Origin of the sequence: Fulvimonas yonginensis, from assembly GCF_037137055.1 — a bacterium.
Classification (GTDB): domain Bacteria; phylum Pseudomonadota; class Gammaproteobacteria; order Xanthomonadales; family Rhodanobacteraceae; genus Frateuria_A; species Frateuria_A yonginensis.
This window is the reverse complement of sequence record NZ_JBBBNY010000005.1, coordinates 55677-77931: the sequence shown is the minus strand read 5'-3', so window position 1 is coordinate 77931 and position 22255 is coordinate 55677. Positions and strand designations below refer to the sequence as shown.

Annotated in this window: 15 protein-coding genes; 2 read left to right on the top strand and 13 right to left on the bottom strand. The window is 70.5% G+C overall.

Annotated elements, in window-relative coordinates:
• Window positions 1-2 precede the first annotated feature (2 nt).
• From WAT24_RS09290 to WAT24_RS09270, 5 genes are all read right to left on the bottom strand, one after another.
• Window positions 3-959 (bottom strand): SPOR domain-containing protein, encoded by a 957-nt coding sequence (locus tag WAT24_RS09290; protein WP_336807575.1) that lies wholly within the window; start codon window positions 957-959, stop codon window positions 3-5.
• Window positions 960-1030: 71 nt separating this feature from the next.
• Complete coding sequence (folC, locus tag WAT24_RS09285) at window positions 1031-2311, bottom strand: bifunctional tetrahydrofolate synthase/dihydrofolate synthase (RefSeq protein ID WP_336807574.1); 1281 nt, start codon at window positions 2309-2311, stop codon at window positions 1031-1033.
• Between the two features lie 457 nt (window positions 2312-2768).
• Entirely contained in the window at window positions 2769-5288 is a 2520-nt protein-coding gene (locus WAT24_RS09280; protein ID WP_336807573.1) for a heavy metal translocating P-type ATPase, read from the bottom strand.
• Window positions 5285-5710, bottom strand: a complete 426-nt coding sequence (locus tag WAT24_RS09275) for a heavy metal-responsive transcriptional regulator (protein WP_336807572.1) — start codon at window positions 5708-5710, stop codon at window positions 5285-5287. Before WAT24_RS09275 ends, WAT24_RS09280 begins: the two co-directional genes overlap by 4 nt.
• 142 nt (window positions 5711-5852) lie before the next feature.
• On the bottom strand, window positions 5853-6410 hold the full coding sequence (locus tag WAT24_RS09270; RefSeq protein ID WP_336807571.1) for an NADPH-dependent FMN reductase: 558 nt from the start codon (window positions 6408-6410) through the stop codon (window positions 5853-5855).
• Between the two features lie 368 nt (window positions 6411-6778).
• Between WAT24_RS09270 and WAT24_RS09265 the strand changes: the two genes are divergently transcribed.
• A complete protein-coding gene (locus WAT24_RS09265) occupies window positions 6779-8467 on the top strand; it encodes a GGDEF domain-containing protein (protein ID WP_336807570.1) in 1689 nt (562 codons plus the stop codon).
• Window positions 8468-8517: 50 nt separating this feature from the next.
• On the opposite strand, the gene WAT24_RS09260 is transcribed toward WAT24_RS09265, so the two are convergent.
• The 4 genes from WAT24_RS09260 to WAT24_RS09245 form a co-directional block, all read right to left on the bottom strand.
• Entirely contained in the window at window positions 8518-10794 is a 2277-nt protein-coding gene (locus WAT24_RS09260) for a thiamine pyrophosphate-dependent enzyme (RefSeq protein ID WP_425605287.1), read from the bottom strand.
• A 106-nt stretch (window positions 10795-10900) separates the two neighbouring features.
• The gene (locus tag WAT24_RS09255) at window positions 10901-11509 is read right to left on the bottom strand and encodes a glutathione S-transferase family protein (RefSeq protein ID WP_336807568.1); all 609 of its coding nucleotides are present in this window, start codon (window positions 11507-11509) and stop codon (window positions 10901-10903) included.
• Window positions 11506-12060 carry a GNAT family N-acetyltransferase gene (locus WAT24_RS09250; protein WP_336807567.1) on the bottom strand — a complete coding sequence of 185 codons (555 nt, stop codon included), beginning with the start codon at window positions 12058-12060 and terminating at the stop codon, window positions 11506-11508. Before WAT24_RS09250 ends, WAT24_RS09255 begins: the two co-directional genes overlap by 4 nt.
• 138 nt (window positions 12061-12198) lie before the next feature.
• Complete coding sequence (locus WAT24_RS09245; RefSeq protein ID WP_336807566.1) at window positions 12199-13368, bottom strand: acyl-CoA dehydrogenase family protein; 1170 nt, start codon at window positions 13366-13368, stop codon at window positions 12199-12201.
• Window positions 13369-13501: 133 nt separating this feature from the next.
• Here WAT24_RS09245 and WAT24_RS09240 point away from each other — a divergent pair, with 133 nt between their 5' ends.
• Window positions 13502-14380, top strand: a complete 879-nt coding sequence (locus WAT24_RS09240; RefSeq protein ID WP_336807565.1) for a DMT family transporter — start codon at window positions 13502-13504, stop codon at window positions 14378-14380.
• A 13-nt stretch (window positions 14381-14393) separates the two neighbouring features.
• On the opposite strand, the gene WAT24_RS09235 is transcribed toward WAT24_RS09240, so the two are convergent.
• The 4 genes from WAT24_RS09235 to WAT24_RS09220 all read right to left on the bottom strand — a co-directional run bounded on the left by WAT24_RS09235 (window position 14394) and on the right by WAT24_RS09220 (window position 22132).
• Window positions 14394-15092, bottom strand: coding sequence for a DUF1003 domain-containing protein (locus tag WAT24_RS09235; protein WP_336807564.1), 699 nt, complete (start codon window positions 15090-15092; stop codon window positions 14394-14396).
• A 50-nt stretch (window positions 15093-15142) separates the two neighbouring features.
• The gene (locus WAT24_RS09230; RefSeq protein WP_336807563.1) at window positions 15143-16072 is read right to left on the bottom strand and encodes a 5'-nucleotidase; all 930 of its coding nucleotides are present in this window, start codon (window positions 16070-16072) and stop codon (window positions 15143-15145) included.
• A gap of 142 nt (window positions 16073-16214) precedes the next feature.
• Window positions 16215-16976 carry an NAD kinase gene (locus WAT24_RS09225; protein WP_336807562.1) on the bottom strand — a complete coding sequence of 254 codons (762 nt, stop codon included), beginning with the start codon at window positions 16974-16976 and terminating at the stop codon, window positions 16215-16217.
• 227 nt (window positions 16977-17203) lie between these two features.
• Window positions 17204-22132, bottom strand: a complete 4929-nt coding sequence (locus tag WAT24_RS09220; RefSeq protein WP_336807561.1) for an NAD-glutamate dehydrogenase — start codon at window positions 22130-22132, stop codon at window positions 17204-17206.
• Window positions 22133-22255: the final 123 nt, after the last annotated feature.

Here is a 22255-nt window from a genome sequence, read left to right as displayed (position 1 = left end):
CCTTACGGCACGTTCACCACGTTGCCCGCCAGGCCCAGCTTCGCCTTGATTTCGTCGCGCACGCGTTCAGCGTCGGCGCGCTGCGTCTGCGGACCGGCGCGCACGCGCCAAAGGGTACGCCCGCTCGCCCTGACCGAGTCGGTGAAGCCGTCGAAGCCGGCCGCGCGCAGCTTGTCGCGCAGCGCGTTGGCATCGGCCTGGCTGCCCATCGCCGCCACCTGCACAGCGAAGCCGCCGGCGCGTGCCCGCGCCGAGGACGGTGCTGCCGCCACGTCACCATGTTGGTCGCTGGCGCCGCTTTCAAGGTGCGCCGGCGCGCCGGGGATGCTCTGGGTGATCTTCAGCCGCGCGGCCTCGGCCGCGGTGCGCGAGGCGAACGGGCCGGCCGTGACCAGGGTCAGGGTCTTGCCGCCCTGGCTGATCGGTTGTCCGGCGACCGGATAGCCGAGCGCGCGCACCTTCTGGATCAGTCGCTGCGCGCCGGCACTGGAGTACGCGCTGAGGTTGAGGGTGTAGCTGCCGCGCGCAGCGGTGCCGGCGCCCTCGACCGGGGTGGCCGCAGCGGCCTGCGTCCGGGGCTGGTCCGGAGCGGCCGCGGCGGACGACGCCGGCGTGGGTTCCTTGCCTGGTGCCGGCTCGGCGACGGGCGGCGCGGCTGCCGCCTCGGTTTCCACGTCACGCGGCCGGCGCGACGCGATGTCGACCGTGGCCAGCCCGTCCGACGGTGCCCCGGCGGACCGGGCCGGGGCCGGGATCACCGGCGCGCTGCTGGCGCCGGCCGCGGGCACCTGGGGATCCAGGCTCATCGTGCGTGTCTGCAGTTCGCGATCGGGCGCCGGCGGAATCGCCAGGCTCACCGCCTGGTCGCCGCCGGCGGGCGGCGTGCTGGAGAAGAACATCGGCACGAACAGCACCGCCAGTGCGATCAGCACGGCGGCACCCAGCAGGCGTGTTTTCAAGACGGGAACTCCAAGGCGGCTCGGCACGCAACACCGGGATTATAACCGCGCGGCCCGGCCGGACGGTCCGCTCACGCGTGCGGTTCAGCCAGCACCGTCCCCGCCACGAAGAACGAACCGAACGCCAGGATGCCGTCACCGGGCCGCGCCTGCGCCCGTGCCGCCGCCAGGGCCAATGCCACGTTTGCGTGCGCATCGGACACGGCCTGCGGCAGCGTCTGTCGCAGGGCCGCCGCCAGCGCGCCAACCGGCAGCCCGCGGGGCGAGTCGTGATCCAGCCCGGCCAGGTGCCAATGGTGAACGTGCGGGCCGAGCGCCTGCAACACGCCGGCCACGTCCTTGTCAGCCAGCGCACCGTAGACCGCGTGCACCCTCGCGTAGCGCCGCTGCGCGAGCCATTCGGCGAGCGCGCGCGCCGCCTGCGGGTTGTGCCCCACGTCGATCACCAGCTCCGGGTTGCCGCCGAGCGATTGCAACCGTGCGGGTACCGCCACCGTAGCGAGCCCGTCCGCGGCCGCCTGCCCGAGGGCGAGCGGGGGCGCCAGCGCGCCGCTGACGTCGAGCGCGTGCAGCACGGCCACGGCCGCCGCGGCGTTGGCGTACTGCACGGGCGCGGCCAGTGCCGGATCGGGCAGGTCGAGCGCGGTACCGTCGCGGTGCTGCCAGCGCCAGCCCTGCGCGTGGCGCTCCACGCGAAAATCGCGCCCCGCCCGTTCCACCTGCGCACCGCACGTGGCCAGCGCGTCGAGCAGGCCGGCGGGCGGCTGAAGTTCGCCGAGGATCGCCGGCCGCCCGCGCCGCGCGATGCCCGCTTTCTCGCGACCGATACTGTCGCGATCGTTGCCGAGCCAGTCCATGTGGTCCATGTCCACGGTAGTGACGACCACGGCATCGGCATCGACGATGTTCACGGCATCCAGCCGGCCGCCCAGGCCGACTTCCAGCACCGCCACGTCCAGGTCGGCGCGCGCGAACAGGTCCAGCGCCGCCAGCGTGCCGAACTCGAAATAGGTCAACGGCAGCGCGCCGCGCGCGATCTCGATGCGCTCGAACGAAGCGACCAGTGCGGCATCGTCCGCCTCGCGCCCCTCGATGCGCACGCGCTCGTTGTAGCGCAGCAGATGCGGCGACGTGTAGCAACCGACCCGGCGCCCCCCTGCGCGCAGCATCGCCTCGAGCAGCGCCACGGTCGATCCCTTGCCGTTGGTGCCGCCGACGGTGATCACCCGCCGCGCCGGGGCCGGCGCCCCCATTCGCTGCCACACCTCGCGTACCCGCTCCAGGCCCAGCTCGATGCTGCGTGGATTGACGCCTTCCTGATAGGCCAGCCATTCGGCGAGCGTGCGCGGCATGGAAATCCCTCGTGACGGAGCGGCGCGCAGCTTAAGGCATCGGGGCGGTGGCTGGTGCGCCTACCGCCGAGGCCGGTCTTGCGGGGTTCCCGCGCCACGGCCCGCTGCCGCCGCCGCATGCTCGGCAGGAGCGCGCTTGCCCGCGAGGCTTTTGCTCCTTTCTTTGCCCGCTTCGCGGAAGGCTTGCTTGCGGAGGGTCTCGTTCTTCCGTGCCTTGCCGCGACCGGGGTGCTCGCGGAGAGTGTCGTTCTTCCATGATCTTGCCGATCGCGGCAGCGTCGCAGAAGAACGACACGCCCCAGCAAGCCCCCAGCGGAGCGAAAAAGAGCAGCAGCCGCGAGCGAGCTCGCTCCTACCAACCCGACGGCGCCAGCCAGCCCCGGGTTGCGGCAGTGGCGCACCCGCCGCAGCCGACATGCGCCAAGCCGCAACGCTGCGCGAGTAAGCGAGCAACCACCTAGAGACGCACGCGGCGCAACCGCAACGCGTTCCCCACCACCGACACCGACGACAGGCTCATCGCCACCGCTGCGACCATGGGCGACAGCACCACGCCGAGGAACGGGTACAGCAGGCCCGCCGCCAGGGGCACGCCCACCGCGTTGTAGACGAAGGCGAAGAACAGGTTCTGGCGGATGTTGCGCACGGTGGCCTGGGACAACGCGCGGGCGCGGGCGATCGCGGACAGTTCGCCCCTGACCAGGGTCACCTGGGCGCTCTCCATGGCCACGTCGGTACCGCCGCCCATGGCAATGCCGACGTCGGCCGCTGCCAGGGCCGGGGCATCGTTGATGCCGTCGCCGGCCATGGCCACGCGACGACCCTCGCGCTTGAGGCGCTCGACCACGGCAGCCTTGTCGGTCGGCGAGACATCCGCGTGCACCTCGTCGATGCCCAGCTCGCGCGCGACCGCCTGCGCGGTGGTGGCGTTGTCGCCGGTGAGCATGGCGATGCGCAGGCCCTCCCGGCGCAGGGTGGCGAGCGCGGCCGGGGTGTCGGCCTTGATGCGGTCGGCGACCGCCAGCACGCCGGCCGGTAGGCCATCGACCGCCAGGAACATCACGGTGGCGCCGCCCGCGCGCAAGTGCTCGGCCCGCGACGCGGCCGCGCCGTCCAGCGCGACGCCGAGCGATTCGAGCCACCGGGCATTGCCGAGCGCGAGCGCCCTGCCCTCGACCTGCGCGCGCACGCCACCGCCGGCCTGTGCCCGGAAGCCGCTGGCTGCCGGCACCGCCACGCCGGCCTCTCGCGCCCCGGTGACGATCGCACGCGCCAGCGGGTGCTCGCTGGCCTGCTCCAGCGCCGCGGCGAGCGCCAGCACGCGCTCCTTCGGCAGCTCGCCGAGGGGCATGACCCCACGCAACGCGGGGCGGCCTTCGGTAAGCGTGCCGGTCTTGTCCAGCACCAGGGTGTCCACCCGGTGCAGCGCCTCGATCGCCGCGGCGTCGCGGAACAGCACGCCGGCCTGCGCGCCGCGCCCGCTGGCGACCATGATCGAGATCGGCGTCGCCAGGCCCAGCGCGCAGGGACAGGCGATGATCAGCACCGAAACGGCGGCGATCACCGCGTGCGCCAGCCGCGGCTGTGGCCCGAACAGCATCCACGCGCCAAAGGCGAGGATCGCCACCGCCACCACCGCCGGCACGAACCAGGCGGCCACGCGATCGGCCACGCGTTGCAGCGGCGCACGGCTGCGCTGGGCCTGGGCAACCAGCGCGACGATCTGCGCCAGCATCGTTTCGCCGCCCACCTTGTCCGCCTTCAGCACCAGCGTGCCATCCTGATTGACCGTGCCCGCCGTGAGGCGATCGCCCGCCGCCTTGGCGACCGGCATCGGCTCGCCGGTGAGCATGGATTCATCGACGTGGCTTTCCCCTGCGGTGGCCACGCCATCCACCGGCACCTTTTCGCCGGGGCGCACGCGCAGCAGGTCGCCCACGCGCACCTGCTCCAGCGGCACGTCGTGTTCGTGACCGTGTTCCAGGCGATGCGCGGTCTTCGGCGCCAGCCCGAGCAGGGCCTTCAGCGCCGCGCCGGTACGCCGCCGCGCACGCAGCTCCAGCAGGTCGCCCAACGTGACCAGGGTGACGATCACCGCCGCCGATTCGAAGTACACGCCGACCCGCCCGTGCGCGCGGAACCCGGCCGGGAACAGCCCCGGCAACAGCAGCGCGACCACGCTGTAGAACCAGGCCACGCCGGTACCGAGCGCGATCAGCGTGTACATGTTGGGCGACCAGGGCCTCAGCGAGCGCCAGCCGCGCCGGAAGAACGGCGCCCCGCCCCACAGCACCACCGCGCTGGCCAGCAGTGCCTCGATCCAGCCGGTCGCGCCGACCCAGGTGGCCGGCCAGGCACGGCCCACCGCCTCCGGCCCCATCGCCAGCACCAGCACCGGCAGGGTCGCCGCCACCAGCCAGCCGAACCGCCGCGCCAGGCCGCGCACCTCGCCGTCGCCCTCGTCCTCCGTGCCGGGCATCAACGGCTCCAGCGCCATGCCGCACTTGGGGCAGTCGCCCGGCCCGACCTGCCGCACGTCCGGGTGCATCGGACAGGTGTAGATGGCGCCGGGGCCGGCGGGCGGCGCGGGACGATCGCCGAGGAAGCTCCCCGGCGCGGCGACAAAGCGCTCCCGGCACCGCGCGCTGCAGAAATACCAGGTGCGGCCCGCGTGCTCGGCGCGATGCCGGGCTGCATGTGGATCGACGTCCATGCCGCAGACCGGATCCTTCACCGTGTGCGCCTGCCCGTTCGCCGGCGCCGCGGCTGGACCGTGGCAACAGCCGCCCGCGCTCGGTTCCGGCTCGCCGAGGTCCTCGCGTGGCGAGCCGAGGAATTGCTCCCGGCATCCCGCGCTGCAGAAGTACCAGGTCCACCCGTCGCGTTCGGCCTGGTGCGGCGTGCGGGCCGGATCCACGGCCATGCCGCAAACCGGGTCGCGCGCGCCCGCCGTGGCGGGGTGGTGGCGCCCGCTCATGCCCGTTCCTCGCCGCCCAGCGCGCGCAGGATCGGGCAATCTTCGGGCGCCCCGTGCCCCGGACACGCCTCGACCAGCTCGGCGAGCCCGGCGCGCACGCGCTCCAGTTCGGCGATGCGCGCCTCGATGTCCGCCAGGCGACGCCGGGCGCGCTGCTTGACCGCCTTCACCCCGCGCTGCCCGTCGGCGGAGAGCGCCAGCAGGTCGCGGATCTCCTCCAGGGTGAAGCCCAGGTTCTTGGCGCGCCGGATGAAGCGCAGCCGCGCCACCGTGCCTTCGCCGTAGCTGCGGTAGCCGGAGGGGCGCCGCTGCGGCTCCGGCAGCAGCCCCTCGCGCTCGTAGTAGCGGATGGTGTCGATGGCCACGCCGGCGCGCTTGGCGACGGCACCGATGGTGAGTTGGGGGAGCGCCTGGATGTTCATGGAGCGAGTCTAGACCCCGGACCAAGGTCCAGAGTCAAGGCTGCACGCTTCAAGGTAGGCGGGCTTGTCTGCGACGCCGGCGGCTTCTGCGGCCGGCCCGGGCATCGCGGGCAAGCTCGCTCCTCCCTGTGCGGGTGGGCCCTCAGCGCTTGAGGATGGTGTGGACCCATGCCACGTAGCGGTCGACGAAGCCCTGCAGGAAGGTGCGCGTGCTGTCGACGGTGATCTCGCCCTGCGCGTCCACCGGGCCGTCGTCCTTGAACTGCACGAACACCTCCGGCTGGCCCAGCAAGGGCACATCCAGGTAGGCCAGCGTGTTGCGCAGGTGCTGCTGGGCCAGCGCGCTGCCGGTGGCGCCCACCGACGCGCCGATCACCGCGCCCGGCTTGCCGGCGAAGGCGTTGGTGCCGTACGGGCGCGAGGCAATGTCGATGGCGTTCTTGAGGACGCCGGGCACCGAGCGGTTGTATTCCGGCGTCACGAACAGCAGCGCGTCGCATGCCTGGATCTGCTGCTTCAGTTGCTGCCAGCGTGGCGGGTAGTCGCCGTCCAGATCCTGGTTGTAGGGCGGTAGGTCGCCGATCTCCAGGTGCTCGAACGCCAGTTCCTGCGGCGCGAGCCTTTCGACCGCCCGTGCCAGCCGGCGGTTGTACGAGTCCTTGCGCAGGCTGCCGACCAGCACCGCCACTTTGATGCTCATGGAGCTCTCCGGATTCATGTGGGGATGGAGGCCGGGGCTGATGCGAAGGTGCACACCCTCCTTCGGGGTCAACGGCGGCCGCGATGCGGCGAGCCTGCCGCAGCCGCCGCAAAGGACGTGTGAGCCCCGGGTTGGCACGGAGCCTGCTTGGCAAGCGTTCGGCCCGGAACACCAAAAAAAGGAAGCGGGCAACCGGGCGGTCGCGTACGATCGTCATCACAGCACAGGATCACCGGCCGGACAGCCGGCAGACTGTCCGGGTGGGTAGGGGCCGCAGCCGTGCTAGACACGGCATGTCGCCAAGCGGGGTCAGGGGGATGCGAGCGCTCGCCGCGGGAACAACCAGGAATCTGCGCGCACGCACATGGGTGGGCGTCGCGTGGGTCTTGCTGTGCCTGTGCCTGTCCGCGGCGCATGCCGCCGTACCGCTGGACGGCAGCTGGCGCGAGGTCCGCCCGGGCGATACGCCTGCCGGCGTGCTCAAGGACTACCGCCAGGGACTCCTGATCCCGTTCGAGCCCGGCCTGCCGCACAGCTTTCCGCGCGGGGGGCTGGGCACGTGGGTGGTCCTGCGCCCGCAGCCGCCCTGGGTGGAGGAGGAGCGGGTGCTGTCGATCTTCCCGCCGGCGCCGGGTCGCATCACCGTCTACGACGGCAAGGCCCTGGCGGGCATCCTGGCGCTGGACAGCCTGCCGGGCGCGACGCTGGGGCATGGCCGGCTCGCGTACCGCTACCCGGTCAGCCGGCCCGCCGCCGCCCCCATGCTGCTCAAGCTGGAACCGGTCGAGGGCCCGTCGCGCCCGGTCAGCTTCCATCTCGAAGGACTCACCGCCTTCCTCGCCCACGATGCGCACTGGCTGACCCTGTTCAGCGCCTGCTTCGCGGTGATGCTGACGATGGCGCTGATGGCGCTGTGTTTCGCGCTGATGCTGCGCGACAACACGTTCTCCTGGTATGCCGGCTACATCTTCTGCTACGCGCTGATCCAGAGCCTGCAGACGGGTTTCCTGTTCAGCCCGCTGGAGCTGGGCTGGCTGGCACCTTCCGCGGACCTGCTCGAATCGGCCTCGGTCGCGCTGTCGGTGGCGTTCGCGGCGCTGTTCATGGCCCGCTTCTGCGAGCTGCAGCGTTTCGCCCCGCTGCTGCGTGCGCCCGTGCTGGCACTGGCGATCGGCATGCCGCTGCTGGTGCTCATGCGTACCAGCCCGGTGGGCCTGCTGGTGCAGGTGGCGCAGGCACTGGTCGACCCCTTGCTGATCCTGGCGGCGCTGCTGATGTTCGTGGCGGCGACGGTGGCCGCCGCCCATGGTTCGCGGCACGCCTGGTTCTTCCTGATCGGCTGGACGCCGCTGCTGGCGCTCACCGCGCTGTCCAGCGCCCAGACCAGCGGCACCTTGCCGGGCATGCCCTGGCTCAGCGACGCCAGCGTGGTCGCCGGCGCGTTCGAGGCCATCGTGCTGTCGCTGGGCCTGGGCGACCGCGCGCTCACCATGCGCCGCGACCGCGACCTGGTCCGCCAGTTGGCCGACAACGATTCGCTGACCGGCGTGCTCAACCGCCGCGCCTGGAGCGAAGCGGCGGAGCGCATGCTGGAGGACAGCGCCGGCCGCCCGCTGGCCTTGCTGTTCCTCGACCTGGATCGCTTCAAGCTGCTCAACGACCAGCAGGGCCACCGCGCCGGCGATCGCGCCCTGGTCGAGGTGGCCGAGGCCCTGCGCGCTGAACTGCGCCCCTCCGACCTGCTCGGCCGCTACGGTGGCGAGGAGTTCATCGCCATGCTGGACGGCGTCGTGGAGGAGCAGGCCATGCAGGTGGCGACGCGCCTGTGCCGGCGCGTGCACCGGCTGGAGATCCCGGTCAACGCCGAGTTCATGCTCAGCGTGAGCATCGGCGTGGCCATGCGGGTGTCCGGCGACACCGTCGAGACGCTGATCGAACGCGCTGACCAGGCGATGTACCAGGCCAAGGTGAACGGCCGCAACCAGGCGCGCCTGTTCGAGCGCCAGCGCCACCTGCCCACCCAGGCCTGGCCTCGCGTCGCCGAACTGGACGAGTAAAGCGCCGGCAAACCGGGAGGCCCGCCGAGGACCTGCCGGGTGGCGCGCGCCTACCCGGCCAGGCGGCGCGCCGCGGCGACCACGTCGGCCTCGCCCGGCAACACCAGGAAGGCCGCTCCGGCCAGCGGCGTGAAGGTATCGGCGCCCACCACGCGCTCCAGCGGTGTGGCGCCCAGGCCCGCCTCGACGATCGCGGTGATCACGCCCTCGCCCACGCCCGCGCTCTTGCGGCCTTCGTCCAGCACCAGGATGCGCCTGGCGCTGCGGGCCTGCCGGGCGATGAAGGCGTCGTTGAGCGGTACCAGCCAGCGCAGGTCGACCACGCGCACCCTCCAGCCGAGCTCCGCCTGGATCGTGCGGGCGGCGCGCAACGCCATCGGCACGCCGTTGCCGAAGGTGAAGACCACCAGGTCGTTCGCGTCCTCGCCGTAGACCCGGCCCTCGCCCAGCGGCATCGCCTCGCCCGGCGGCGGATAGGCGAACTGCCACTGGCCGTCGCCGGGCTCGTAGAGATCCTTGGTCATGTACAGCGCGATCGGCTCGAGGAAGGCGCAGACGCGCCCGTCCACCTTCGCCAGCGCGGTCAGCGTGCGCAGCATGGTGGCGGCATCGTCGCCGCGGCTGGGGCAGCCGACCACCAGCCCGGGGATGTCGCGCAACGCGGTGATCGAGTTGTCGTTGTGGAAGTGGCCGCCGAAACCGCGCTGGTAGCCCAGCGAGGCGATGCGCATGACCAGCGGGTTGCGGTACTGGTCGTTGGAGAAGAACTGCAGGCTCGCCGCCTCGCCGCGGATCTGGTCGCCGGCGTTGTGGAAGTAGGCCAGGTACTGGATCTCCGGGATCGGCAGCATGCCCATGTTGGCGTAGCCTTGGGCCAGGCCGAGGATGATCGTCTCGTCCAGTAGCGTGTTGAACACGCGCGCGCCCTTGAAGGTCTTGTACAGGCCCTTGGTGACGGTGTAGACGCCGCCCTTCTGTGCCACGTCCTCGCCGAACAGCAGCGATTCGGGGTACTTCGCCATCACGTCGTGCAGCGCCTGGCCGATCTGGATGGCCAGGTGGCGGGGCGGCTGCCTCTCGGGCAGCTTGTCCTCGCCGCCGAAGGCCTTCACGCGCGCGTCGGCGTAGTCGGCGCGTTCGGCCTCGGCCTTGACCTTGTCCGGGGTGTACGGCGCCAGCGGCGCCATCACGTCCTCGAGGCGCTCCAGCTTGGGCCGGCGGTCGGCCTCCTCGGCAGCGGCGAAGCAGCGCTTGCGGGTCGCCTCGTAGAGGCCGAGCAGCTGGTCCCTGGTGTACAGGCCCGACTCCAGCGCGATCGCGGCCGAGCGCAGCAGCGGATCGCTCGCCTCCACCGCACACAGTTCCTCGATGCTGCGCCACTCGATCTCGAAGTCGGTGCCGGCGTGGCCCATCACGCGCGTGGTCTTCAGGTGCAGGAAGGTCGGGCGGCGGGTGTGGCGACAATGCTCCACGGCGCGCTGCACCTGCGCGTAGCCTTCGGCCAGATCCAGGCCGTCGGCGAAGAAGTAATCGAGGTCGGCGCGGTGGCGGAAGTTGTTCGCCACCCAGCCGGCCGGGGTTTTCACGGAGATGCCGATGCCGTTGTCCTCGCACACGAACAGGACCGGCGCGGGAAGCTTCTGGTAAGCGGTCCACCCCGCGGCGTTGAAGGCGGTCTGCGCGGTGGCATGGTTGGACGAGGCGTCGCCGAAGGAGCAGACGACGATCGAGTCCTCCGGCACCGGCAGGGCATGGCCGATGCGGCGCGCGTGGTCGATGGCGATCGCCGTGCCCAGCGCCTTGGGCAGGTGCGAGGCGATGGTCGAGGTCTGCGGCAGCACCCACAGCGGCTTGGAGCCCCACACCTTGTGGCGCCCGCCCGAGGCCGGGTCTTCCTTGCTGGCGGCGAAGGAAAGCGCCGAATCCATCACCGGGTCCATCCCGGGAAGCTTGCGGAAACGTTCGGCCATGAAGCCGCCGGAACGGTAATGCAGGAAGGCGGGGTCGGTGTGGCGGGTCAGCCGCGCCACCATCGCGTTGCCCTCGTGTCCGGAGGACCCGATCGTGTAGAACACCTTGTTCTGTACACGCAGCACGCGCGCCATGAGGTCGAGATGGCGGCTGATCAGCTGCGACTCGAGCAGTTCGCGAAAGCCCTGCGCATCGAGCGCACTGCCCGGAAGCACCGGCCCGTCGTCGCGCGGCGCGCTACGGACCTCGCCCTCCCACAGCTTCACGAACTCGCTGAAGTTCTGGTCGACGATCTCGGCACGATTGAAGCCCTTGTGGCGGGCGGTGATCGGGAATGGCAGGGACATGGAAGGCATCGATGAAGGTTGTAGGAACCCGTTGATTGTAGGAGCGAGCTTGCTCGCGGTGCGCTTGGGCTCCGATGCTTCCACCAGAGCAGAAGCGTCGCGAGCACGCTCGCCCCTACCGGGAATGCAGCATCGGGGAGTGGCCGGGCTGGGTGCGCACGCGCTCCAGCCAGGCCAGGATGTTGGGGTAGCCGGCCAGATCGAAGCCGCCCTCGCCCGCGCAGTGCGTGTAGGCGTACAGCGCGATGTCGGCCAACCCGTAGCGCTCGCCGACGAACCACTCGCGCCCGGCGAGATGCTGCTCCATTACCGCAAGCACGCCCTTGCCGCGCTCGATCAGCGCCGGCACGTCGGCCTGGCGCGGGTGTTCCGGCGGCAGCCAGCCGCGGATGAAGCGCGCCACCGCGATGCAGGGCTCGTGGCTGTACTGCTCGAAGAACAGCCACTGCAGCGTCTGCGCGCGCAGCCAGGCATCGTCCGGCCAGAACGGCGTGCCCTCGGCGAGAAAGCAGAGGATGGCGTCGGACTCGGCCAGGCGGCGGCCGTCCTCCAGTTCCAGCAGCGGTACCTTGCCGTTGGGGTTCATGGCCAGGAACTGGGGCGTACGCGTGGCGCCGTGCGCGCTGTCGACCTCGACCCAGCGGTAGTCGCGACCGAGCTGGTCGAGCAGCAACTGCAGCTTGTAGCAGTTGCCCGAAGCGCGCATGCCGTAGATCGTGATCATGCTGCCCCTGCCTTCCGGCGCGCCCGCCACTGCTCGCGGGTCTGGGCCCAGATCTCGGTAGGCGAGTCCTCGTAGGGCGCCGGCAGCTTGCCCGGGCCGCGGCAGGTGGAGCCGAGGCGCCTGGCCAGCGCCTGCGAGGGTGTGTTGTCCGGGTGGATCGAGTGAATGACCTCGTCCCAGCCCAGGTTGTCGAACGCCCAGTCGATCGCGGCGGTGGCGCCTTCCAACGCATAGCCCTTGCCCCAGGCGGCGCGCGCCAGGCCCCAGCCGACCTCGGTACCGGGCCAACCGTCCGGAAACCAGGGGCCGAGCCGGCCGACCCACTGGCCGCTGGCCTTCTCGATCACCGAGAACATGGAGAAACCCTGGATCATCCAGGCGCCCGCCGAGGACAGGAAGCCGCGCCACGCCACTGCGCGCGGCTGCTGCCCGCCGATGAAGCGGGCGGCCTCCAGGTCGGCCATGTTCGCCGCGTAGGCATCGAAGTCCTCGATTCGCGGCGGGCGCAGGATCAGGCGGTCGGTTTCGATGCGGATATCCGGAACGTGCAAGGCCTGGCTCCTCTGAAAGCCCCCATCGGGAGAGAGCTGGATCGAGGGCCTGAGGCCTGCCGCAAGTCTTGCCCTTGCGCTACGGCCGAACCCTCATCCGTCGCTTCACGCCACCTTCTCCCGGCGGGAGAAGGAACATCAGAACGCGTTGATGCCGGTCAGCTCGCGCCCGACCACCAGCTGGTGCACCGTCTCGGTGCCCTCGTAGGTGATCACCGATTCGAGGTTCAGCGCATGGCGGATCGCCGCATGCTCGGTGGTGATCCCGGCGCCGCCCAGGATGTCGCGGCACTCGCGGGCGATGTCCAGCGCCATGCGCACGTTGTTCCACTTGGCCAGCGAGACCTGCGTCGGCTGCATGGCGCCGGCGTCCTTCAACCGGCCCAGCTGCAGCGAGAGCAGCTGCGCCGCGGTGATGCGCCGGGCCATGTCGGCCATCTTCAGCTGGATCGCCTGGTTGGCGGCCAGCGGGCGGCCGAACAGGATCCGTTCCTGGGTGTAGTCGAGCACTTCCTTCAGGCACGCCTGCGCCGCGCCGATCGGGCCCCAGGTGATCCCGTAGCGGGCCTGGGTGAGGCAGCCCAGCGGCCCCTTCAGGCCCTTCACGTTGGGCAGGCGGTTGGCTTCGGGCACGCGCACGTTGTCGAAGAACAGCGCGGAGGTGACCGAGGCGCGCAGGCTCATCTTCTTGTGCACCTCCTGCGCGGCGAAGCCCCTGCTGTCGGTCGGCACGATGAAGCCCTGGATGCCGTCCTCGGTCTGCGCCCAGACGATCGCGATGTGCGCCATGTTGCCGTTGGTGATCCACATCTTGGCGCCGTTGAGCACCCAGTCGCCGCCGTCCTTCCGGGCGTTGGTCTTCATGTTGGCCGGGTCGGAGCCGCCGTGCGGCTCGGTCAGGCCGAAGCAGCCGATGATCTCGCCTGCCGCCATCTTGGGCAGGTAGTGCAGCTTCTGCTCCTCGCTGCCGTAGGCGTAGATCGGGTACATGCACAGCGAGCTTTGCACCGAGGCGAAGCTGCGCAGGCCCGAGTCACCGCGTTCCAGCTCCTGGCAGATCAGGCCGTAGCTCACGCCGTTCATACCGGCACAGCCGTACTTTTCCGGAATCGTCGCGCCGAGCAGGCCGAGGTTCGCGATCTCGGGGATCAGCTCCTTCGGGAACCGGCCCTGGTCGAAGCAGTCGCCGATGATCGGCAGCACCTTCTCGTCGACGAAACGGCCGACGGTGTCCTGCACCATGCGCTCCTCGTCGGTGAGCAGCGAGCGGACGTCGTACAGGTCGAGCGGGTCGAGACGGGCGGCCATGCGAAGTTCCGTAGGGAGGGACAAGCCCGGCATTCTAGCGCTGCCGGCGGGGCACGGTCATGCCGGCCCGCCCGGGCCGAGCTTGAATCGGCCGGGCCCGCCCCAACCCTGCGACGCCTTCCCGGGAGAACACATGCTCAAGGGTGTATTGCTCGGCTTCGCCTGCTATGCGGCCTATGCGATCAGCGACGCCTTCGTCAAATCGCTGCACGGCTCGCTGCCGGCCTACGAGGCGGTGTTCTTCGGCGCGGTGCTGGGGCTGGCGGCGATTCCCTTCATCCGCAAGCCGGGCGACCGCTGGCACGAGGTCTTCAGGGCCAGGCGGCCGTCGCTGTGGTGGATCCGCGCCGTGACGGGCGCGGCCAGCAACCTGTCGGCGGTCGTCGCCTTCACCCACCTGCCGATGGCCGAGACCTTCGCACTGATCTTCCTGATGCCGATCTTCGTGACGGTGCTGTCGGTGCTGTTCCTCAAGGAACACGTGGGCTGGCGGCGCTGGTCGGCGGTCGTCGCCGGCTTCGTCGGCGTGCTGGTGGTACTGCGGCCGGGCTTCCGCCACCTGGGCCTGGGCCACTTCGCCGCGATCGCCTGCGGCATGGCGGGGGCGGTGTCGGTCGTGGCGCTGCGCCTGGCCGGCGCGCACGAGAAGCGCGTCAGCCTGTACGGCGCCGGCGTGATCGGTCCGCTGGTGGTCGGCGGCGCGCTGATGCTGCCCTCCTTTGCCTGGCCGACGCTGCAGCAGTGGTGGCTGCTCGCCGGCTACGGCCTGCTCGCCGCACTGGCCGGCGTGCTGCTGATGCTCGCCACCCAGAACGCTCCCGCCAATCGCGTTGCGCCGACCCAGTACAGCCAGATGCTGTGGGCGATCGGCTTCGGCTACTGGCTGTTCGGCGATACGCTGGACTGGCCGATGCTGGTCGGCATCGCGATGATCCTGGGCGCCGGCCTGTTCACGCTGGTGCGCGAGGAGCAAGTGACCGCCTGGTGGCGGCGGGCCCGGCTGGTGCCGTGAGGCCGGGACCGCGCTATCGGCGCCGCCCCAGGTCGGACAGCAGCTCTACCTGCAGTTCCTGGATCCGCACCAGCCGCTCCCACTGGTGCGACAACAGGTGGTCGACCTTCTCGTGCAGGTGGCGGATCTCCAACTCGGCTTTCAGGTTGATCTTGTAGTCGTGCTGCGAGCGCAGGCGGTCCTTCGCCTCCTGCCGGTTCTGGCTCATCATGATCACCGGCGCCTGGATGGCGGCCAGGCACGAAAGCAGCAGGTTGAGGAAGATGTAGGGGTACGGATCCGGCGGGTGGCGCCAGAGCACGAACGAGTTCATGCCCACCCAGGCGAGCAGGAACAGCCCGAAGCAGGCCAGGAACGTCCAGCTGCCGCCGAAAGCCGCGATGCGATCGGCCAGCCGCTCGCCGAAGCTCCACTGGCGATCGAACTCCCGCTCGATATCGGTCGATACCAACTCGTGCTCGCGCAGGCTGCGCAGCACGTCGTTCTCCAGCGAACTGAGCTCGCCCTTCTCCGACTCGAGCAGATCGTGCACGTAGGCCGCCCTGGCCTTGGCCAGATCCGCGCGGCAGACCGGCTGCGCCGGGCGCCAGGCCGGCGCCAGCTTGGTCAGCTCCGCGGCGACCTCCGGACGCACCAGTTCGCCGGGTACCAGTTCCCGTGCCGGAAAGGGCTTGCCGCAGACGGCGCAGGTGCCCATCGTGTGCCTGACCACCGTCGTCCCCTCCGCGTTGCCCACCGCAGCCTAGCACCCGGGCACGGGCGTCAGCGGTTGCTGACCCCGTGCGGCACGTGCCCCGTGGCGACGTGCTTGCGCGCCGACTCGACGTTGGCCGGCGAATCGTCGAAGAAAATGTCGGCGCCGAAGGCGTCGAGGAACGGTCCCTTGTCGCGTCCGCCCAGGAACAGCGCCTCGTCGATGCGCACGCCCCAGCGGCGCAGGGTGAGGATCACCCGCTTGTGCGCGGGCGCGGAGCGGGCGGTGACCAGGGCGGTGCGGATCGGCGAATCCTCCGCCGGGAAAGCGGCCTGCAAGCGGTGCAACGCGGTGAGGAAGCCGCGGAAGGGACCGACCGAGAGCGGCTCCTGCGCCCGCTCGACCTCGCTGCGGTGGAAAGCGTCCAGGCCTTCCTCGCGCGAGACGCGCTCGCCTTCGTCGCCGAAGATCACCGCATCGCCGTCGAAGGCGATACGCAACTGCTCGCTGGCGCGCGGCGGGGCGCTGGACGGCAGGATGGTGGCCGCCGCCACGCCCGCGGCCAGCGCGCGGCCGACGTCCTCGGCATTGGCCGAGAGGAACAGGTCGGCCTTGAACGGCGCGATGTAGTCGGAGGTCGGCGCGCCGCTGGTGAAGGCGGCACGGCTGATCTCCAGGCCGTAGTGCTGGATCGCGTTGAAGATGCGCAGGCCGGTGTCGCCGGAATTGCGCGAGAGCAGGATCACCTCCACCGGCGGCACGTCGCCCGCGAGACGGTTCAGGCCCAGCAGCTTCTGCACCAGCGGGAAGGCGACGCCAGGCTTGAGGATCTCGTTCTCGTGCTCGATCTGGAACGCGCGGTAGGCATCCAGCCCTTCGCGCTCGAACAGCGCGTGGCTGTCGCCGAGGTCGAACAGCGCACGCGAGGAGATCGCCACGACCAGGCGGTTGTCGGTGCTGGCGCGGGGGTCGTGGGCGTTGATCGGGACCGGGTCCATGGGAGAAATCTAGCAAAAGGGGCGAGCGCGGAGGGCGTCGCGAGACGAGGCCGGGCGCATGACGCGGGCAAACCGACCTCGCGTGCTGCCCTCGTGCGGGGAGTACGCTCTCGCCGCACACCCCTGCCCTTCGCCTGCTGCCCTATTCCGCGGCGAACTGCTCGTCCAGGATGCGCTGCTCCAGGTTGTGCTCCGGGTCGAACAGCAGCTTCACGCCACATTCCTCGGCCTGGCACACGTGCACGGTGCGCACGTCGCGGACCTCGTGGAAATCGGCGGTGGCGCTGACCGGACGCTTGCCCGGATCGAGCACGCGCAGGGTCACCTGGGTGCGGTGCGGCAGGATCGCGCCGCGCCAGCGGCGGGGACGGAAGGCGCTGATCGGGGTGAGCGCCAGCACGTTGGCGTCCAGCGGCAGGATCGGGCCGTGCGCGGAGAGGTTGTACGCGGTGGATCCGGCCGGCGTGGCCACCAGGATGCCGTCGCAGACCAGATTGGTCAGCTTGACCTCGCCGTTGAGCTTCACCTCCAGATGCGCGGCCTGGTTGCTCTGGCGCAGCAGCGAGACCTCGTTGAAGGCCAGCGCGAACTGCTCCTGCCCGTCGCCATCGGTGGTACGCATCTGCAGCGGGTACAGCACGGCCGCATGGGCACGCGCGATCCGTCCCGGCAGGTCCTCCAGGTGGTGCTTGTTCATCAGGAAGCCGACGCGGCCGAGCTTCATGCCGTACACCGGCAGGTTCAGCGCGCGGTGCGCGTGCAGGGTGCGCAGCATGAAGCCGTCGCCGCCGAGCGCCACGATCACCTCGGCCTCCAGCGGTGGCAGGTCGCCGTAGCGCTCGGCCAGCTTGCGGCGGGCCTGCTGGGCGACGGGCGTGTCACTGGCGACGAAGGCGAGGCGCATGGTCGGGCCGGTCCCAGGGAGGAAGGCGGCCAGCTTAGCCCACCGGCACGGACCGAGGCGACGGCCCCGACGCCCCGTGTAGGAGCGAGCTTGCTCGCGATGGGCTGGCCACGAAGGTAGGAGCGCTCACGATGCCTCTGTCCGCACGGACCAGGAGCATCGCGGGCAAGCCCGCTCCCAAGGCGGTCCGGCGCCGGCGGCAGCCGGACGCCGTTCCTACGCTTCCATCACACCGGCACCTGCGCCAGCTGCGCGAGGCGGCGGACGGCCACCGAGGCGATCGGGTAGTCCGCGTTCTGGGTCAGGATCTCCGACAGCATGGCGCGGGTGTACTGCAGCGTGGGGTCGTCCCGCTCCAGCCACGCCCGTACCGGCGAAACCTCCCGGTTGCCGCCGGCCAGCGCCAGCACCTGCTGGGCCAGCGCCCGGTGCTGCAGGTTGAGCTCGTCCAGCAGCGAACCGCGGGCCTGGGCGTGCCAGTGGCCCTCGACCGGCAGCGCCTCGATCTGGCCGCGCAGCCACTCGAGGTCCAGCGCCTCGCCCAGTTCGTAGAACACCTGGGCGACGGTGGCGACCGAGTGGTCGCTCTGGCGCGCCACTTCCACCATGTCGAGCACCGCACGCAGGCGCGGCATGCGGGCCAGGCGCACGGCGAGCTCGGTCGGCACGCCCAGGCCTTCCCACTTCTCGCAGCTGAGTTCGAAATCCGCGCGGCCCGTCTCGGTGAGCGCGTCGGGCAGCGCCTGGCGCAGCGCGCTGACGCCGGCCTGGTAGCGCTCGACGTTGGCGGCGATGTCCAGGGTGCCGCCGGGGCGGTTGAGCAGCCAGCGCGTCATGTGCCGCAGCTGCGCCCAGATCTGCATGATCGCGTCGATCTGGGTGTCCTCGGCCACCTTGCCGTCGAGCGCCTCGATCTCGGCCCACAGCTCGCGGGCATCGAGGATCTCGCGCGCGGCGGTATAGGCCTTGGCGATCGCCGCGGGCCCCTGCCCGGTGTCCTCCTGCATGCGCATCATGAAGGTGGCGCCCATGCGGTTGATCGTCGAGTTGGTCACCGCGGTGGCGATGATCTCGCGCTTGAGGCGGTGGCGCTGCATGTTGGCCGCGTACTTCTCGTGCAGCGGCTCGGGGAAGTAGCGCACCAGCTCCTTGGAGAGGTACGGGTCCTCCGGCACGTCCGACTCGAGCAGTTGCTGGTACAGCTTGATCTTGTCGTAGGACAGCAGCACCGCCAGCTCCGGCCGCGTCAGGCCCTGGTGGCGCGCCTTGCGCTCGGCCAGCTCCGCGTCGGACGGCAGGTTCTCGACCTGGCGGTCGAGCAGGCCCTCGGCCTCCAGCTGGCGGATGAAGTGCGCCATCGAGCCCAGCCGCTTGACCGACTGGTGCTCCATCAGCGTGATCGCCTGGTTCTGGCGGTAGTTGTCCCACAGCACCAGCTGCGCCACTTCGTCCGTCATCGCGGCGAGCAGCGTGTTGCGGCCCTCCTCGGTCAGCTCGCCGCGGCGCACCGCGTCGTTGAGCAGGATCTTGATGTTCACCTCGTGATCGGAGGTGTCCACGCCCGCGGAGTTGTCGATGAAGTCGGTGTTGAGCAGCACGCCGTGCTGGGCCGCCTCGATGCGGCCTTTCTGGGTCAGGCCCAGGTTGCCGCCCTCGCCCACCACCTTGCAGCGCAGCTCCGCGCCGTTGATGCGCAGCGCGTTGTTGGCGCGGTCACCGACCTCGGCGTTGGTCTCGCTGCCGGCCTTGACGTAGGTGCCGATGCCGCCGTTCCACAGCAGGTCCACCGGCGCCTTGAGGATCGCGCTCATCAGCTCGGCGGGCGTCAGGTGCGTGACCTCGCCCTTGATGCCCAGCGCCTCGCGCACCTGGGGCGAGACCGGGATCGACTTGGCGCTGCGCGGGTAGACGCCGCCGCCCTCGGAGATCAGCGACTTGTCGTAGTCCTCCCAGCTGGAGCGCGGCAGCTTGAACATGCGCTGGCGCTCGGCGAAGGAGCGCGCCGCGTCGGGATTCGGGTCGAGGAAGATGTGGCGGTGGTCGAACGCCGCGAGCAGCCGGATGTGCTCCGACAGCAGCATGCCGTTGCCGAACACGTCGCCGGACATGTCGCCGATGCCCACGCAGGTGAAGTCCTCGGTCTGCGAGTTGCGGCCGAGCGCGCGGAAGTGGCGCTTGACCGACTCCCACGCGCCGCGGGCGGTGATGCCCATGCCCTTGTGGTCGTAGCCGTTGGAGCCGCCGGAGGCGAACGCGTCGCCGAGCCAGAAGTTGTGCCCGATCGAGATCGCGTTGGCGATGTCGGAGAACGTGGCCGTGCCCTTGTCGGCCGCCACCACCAGGTACGGATCGTCGGCGTCCTGGCGGACCACGTCATGCGGCGGCACCACCTTGCCCTCCACCAGGTTGTCGGTGATGTCGAGCAGGCCGTTGATGAACATCTTGTAGCAGGCGACGCCTTCGGCGAGCTGCGCGTCGCGGTCGCCGCCGACGGGCGGACGCTTGACGAAGAAGCCGCCCTTGGAGCCGACCGGCACGATGACGGTGTTCTTCACCATCTGCGCCTTGACCAGGCCCAGCACCTCGGTGCGGAAGTCCTCGCGGCGGTCGGACCAGCGCAGGCCGCCGCGCGCCACCGCGCCGAAGCGCAGGTGGATGCCCTCCACGCGCGCGGCGTAGACGAAGATCTCGCGGTACGGCACCGGCTTGGGCAGGTCGGGCACCTTGTGCGAATCGAACTTGTAGCTGATGTACGGCCGGTAGGCGCCGTCCCACTGCTGGAAGAAGCTGGTGCGCAGGGTGGCACGGATCACGCCCAGGAAGCTGCGCAGGATGCGGTCGTCGTCCAGGCTGGACACGTTCTCCAGCAGGGCGGCGATCGCGTCCTCGACCACCGCTACCTGCTCGGCGCGCGGACGCGACAGCATGCCCACCAGGCCCTCGACCAGGCCCGGCTGCGCAGCCTGCACGTTGCCCGGGATGAGCACGCGCATTTCCGCGTCGAGCAGCTCGCGCGCAGTGGCGAGTTCGCCGGGAGAAAGCGCCTCGCGGCGCGGGTCGAACTTGGCGTGGAACAGCTCTACGAACAGCCCGGCGATTCCCGGGTAGCGGTTCAGCGCATCCTCCATGTAGGCCTGCGAGAAGGACACGCCGGTCTGCAGCAGGTACTTGCAGTAGCCGCGCAGCATCGCGACCTGGCGCCAGTTGAGCTTGGCGCCCAGCACCAGGCGGTTGAAGCCGTCGTTCTCCGCGTTGCCGCGCCAGATCTGCTCGAAGGCGTCCTCGAACAGCGAGCCGACCTGCTCCACGGTGAAGGTCAGGTCGCCGACCGGCTGCACCTCGAAGTCCTGGATGAACAGCGGCGTGCCGCCGGTGCGCACGTCGTAGACGTGCTCGGTGAGCACGCGCAGTCCCAGGTTCTCCAGCTGCGGCAGCACCTCCGACAAGGCGATATCGCTGCCGGAGCGGTACACCTTGAAGCGCAGTTCGTCCGGCCGCTGCGGCGGGTGATAGAAGGACATCCGCACCGCGTCGTCGCCTTCCAGCAGCGACAGCTCGTGCACGTCCTCGGCGGCGACGTCCGGACTCACCTCGTCCACGTAGCCGGCCGGCAGCGCCTTGACGTAGCGGTTGGCCAGTACCACGCCGTCGTGGTCGCCACGCGCCCGCACCAGCGCGTCGCGCACGTCGTCGTGCCAGTTGCGCACGATCGCGGCCACCGCCTGTTCCAGCGCGGCGGCGTCGTAGTCCGCGCGGTCGCCGATACGCGGGCGCACCACCACGTGCAGGCGCGCCAGCGCGGCCTCGCCCATCAGCACCGCCGAGTCGACGCGCTCGCCGTGCAGCGCGTCGCGCAACAGCTGCTCGATGCGCTCGCGCACCGTGGTGTTGAACCGCTCGCGCGGCACGTACACCAGGCAGGTGTAGAACCGGCCGTAGCGGTCGCGGCGCACGAACAGCCGCGTGCGGGCGCGCTGGCGCAGTTCGAGGATGCCGCAGGCGTCGGCGAACAGCTCGTCCTCGCTGCTCTGGAACAGCTCGTCGCGCGGCAGCGTCTCCAGGATGTGACGCAGCGACTTGCCCGAGTAGGAGTCGCGCTTGAGGCCCGAACGGCACAGCACCGCCTCCACCTTCTGGCGCACCAGCGGCACGTCCTGCGGCCGCGCCATGTAGGCGTTGGAGGTGAACAGGCCGAGGAAGCGCTGCTCGGCCACCGGCTTGCCGTTGGCGTCGAAGCGCAGCACGCCCACGTAGTCCATGTAGCCGGGGCGGTGCACGTGCGAGCGCGCGTTGGTCTTGGTCAGGATGATCGCGTCGGTGGCGCCCGACTGCGGCAGTTCCGAGGCGACCAGGCTGCGCAGCGACCGCGGCGCCACCGAGCGCTCGCTGCCGCGCAGGATGCCCAGGCCCGAATCGTTGAGGGCCCGCAGGACTTCCTCGCCGTCGGCTTCGGTCACCTCGTATTCGCGGAAACCCAGGAAGGTGAAGTTGTCGTCGGCCAGCCAGCGCAGGAAGTCGGCGGCCTCGTGCACCGCCTGCGCCTCCAGCGGGAGCTTGCGCTGCGGCAGGTCGGCGGCAATCGCCAGCGCCTTCTCGCGCATCGCACTCCAGTCGGCGACGGCCGCGCGCACGTCGTCCAGCGCCACTTCCACCTGCTTCTTCAGGTGCGCCTGCGCCGCCTCGTCGGCGACCCGGTCGACCTCGAAGTGCATCACCGACTCCGGCTGCCCGGCCTCGTCGCCGAGGCGCTGCAGCCGCCCGTCACTGTCGCGCAGTACCTTGACCACCGGGTGGATCACGCCGTGGATCTGCAGCTCCGCCGAGGCGATCATGCTGACCGTGTCGACCAGGAACGGCATGTCGTCGGTGACGACCTCGATCAGGCTGCGCCCGGCATGACCGCGTTCGGGATTGAGCACGCGCACCTTGGCGGTGCCCGGCGTGCGCTGTTGCAGGAATTCCAGCAGGCTGGCGATCAGCGCCGCCCATTCGGCCGGCGTGTGCAGGTCCACGTCGCTGTGCGCCATCCGCGCGAAAAAGGCCCCGATAAAAAATTGCGCCTCTTCAAGGCGCCGGGTCGGAAAGCCGCTTTTTTTCAGTTCCTCGAAAACTGCCGATGGAATCGGACTGTCGCTGTTCGCGCGAATGGCATTCATGGCATCTGCTGGCTGGTGGAAACGGGGTGTCATGCATGGGTGGGGCGTAGAGCCCGAAAAGGATACGCCGCGCGTCAGGGTGAATCCACCGGAAGCGACCACGCAGGCGCGGGAAAGCGTCGA

Bases quoted from the DNA above. Each gene is read 5' to 3' on its own strand.
- folC (WP_336807574.1), bottom strand. From the start codon at position 2,311: ATGCCGCGCACGCTCGCCGAATGGCTGGCCTATCAGGAAGGCGTCAAT.
- WAT24_RS09280 (WP_336807573.1), bottom strand. From the start codon at position 5,288: ATGAGCGGGCGCCACCACCCCGCCACGGCGGGCGCGCGCGACCCGGTT.
- WAT24_RS09275 (WP_336807572.1), bottom strand. From the start codon at position 5,710: ATGAACATCCAGGCGCTCCCCCAACTCACCATCGGTGCCGTCGCCAAG.
- WAT24_RS09270 (WP_336807571.1), bottom strand. From the start codon at position 6,410: ATGAGCATCAAAGTGGCGGTGCTGGTCGGCAGCCTGCGCAAGGACTCG.
- WAT24_RS09260 (WP_425605287.1), bottom strand. From the start codon at position 10,794: ATGCCTTCCATGTCCCTGCCATTCCCGATCACCGCCCGCCACAAGGGC.
- WAT24_RS09255 (WP_336807568.1), bottom strand. From the start codon at position 11,509: ATGATCACGATCTACGGCATGCGCGCTTCGGGCAACTGCTACAAGCTG.
- WAT24_RS09245 (WP_336807566.1), bottom strand. From the start codon at position 13,368: ATGGCCGCCCGTCTCGACCCGCTCGACCTGTACGACGTCCGCTCGCTG.
- WAT24_RS09240 (WP_336807565.1), top strand. From the start codon at position 13,502: ATGCTCAAGGGTGTATTGCTCGGCTTCGCCTGCTATGCGGCCTATGCG.
- WAT24_RS09230 (WP_336807563.1), bottom strand. From the start codon at position 16,072: ATGGACCCGGTCCCGATCAACGCCCACGACCCCCGCGCCAGCACCGAC.
- WAT24_RS09225 (WP_336807562.1), bottom strand. From the start codon at position 16,976: ATGCGCCTCGCCTTCGTCGCCAGTGACACGCCCGTCGCCCAGCAGGCC.
- WAT24_RS09220 (WP_336807561.1), bottom strand. From the start codon at position 22,132: ATGAATGCCATTCGCGCGAACAGCGACAGTCCGATTCCATCGGCAGTT.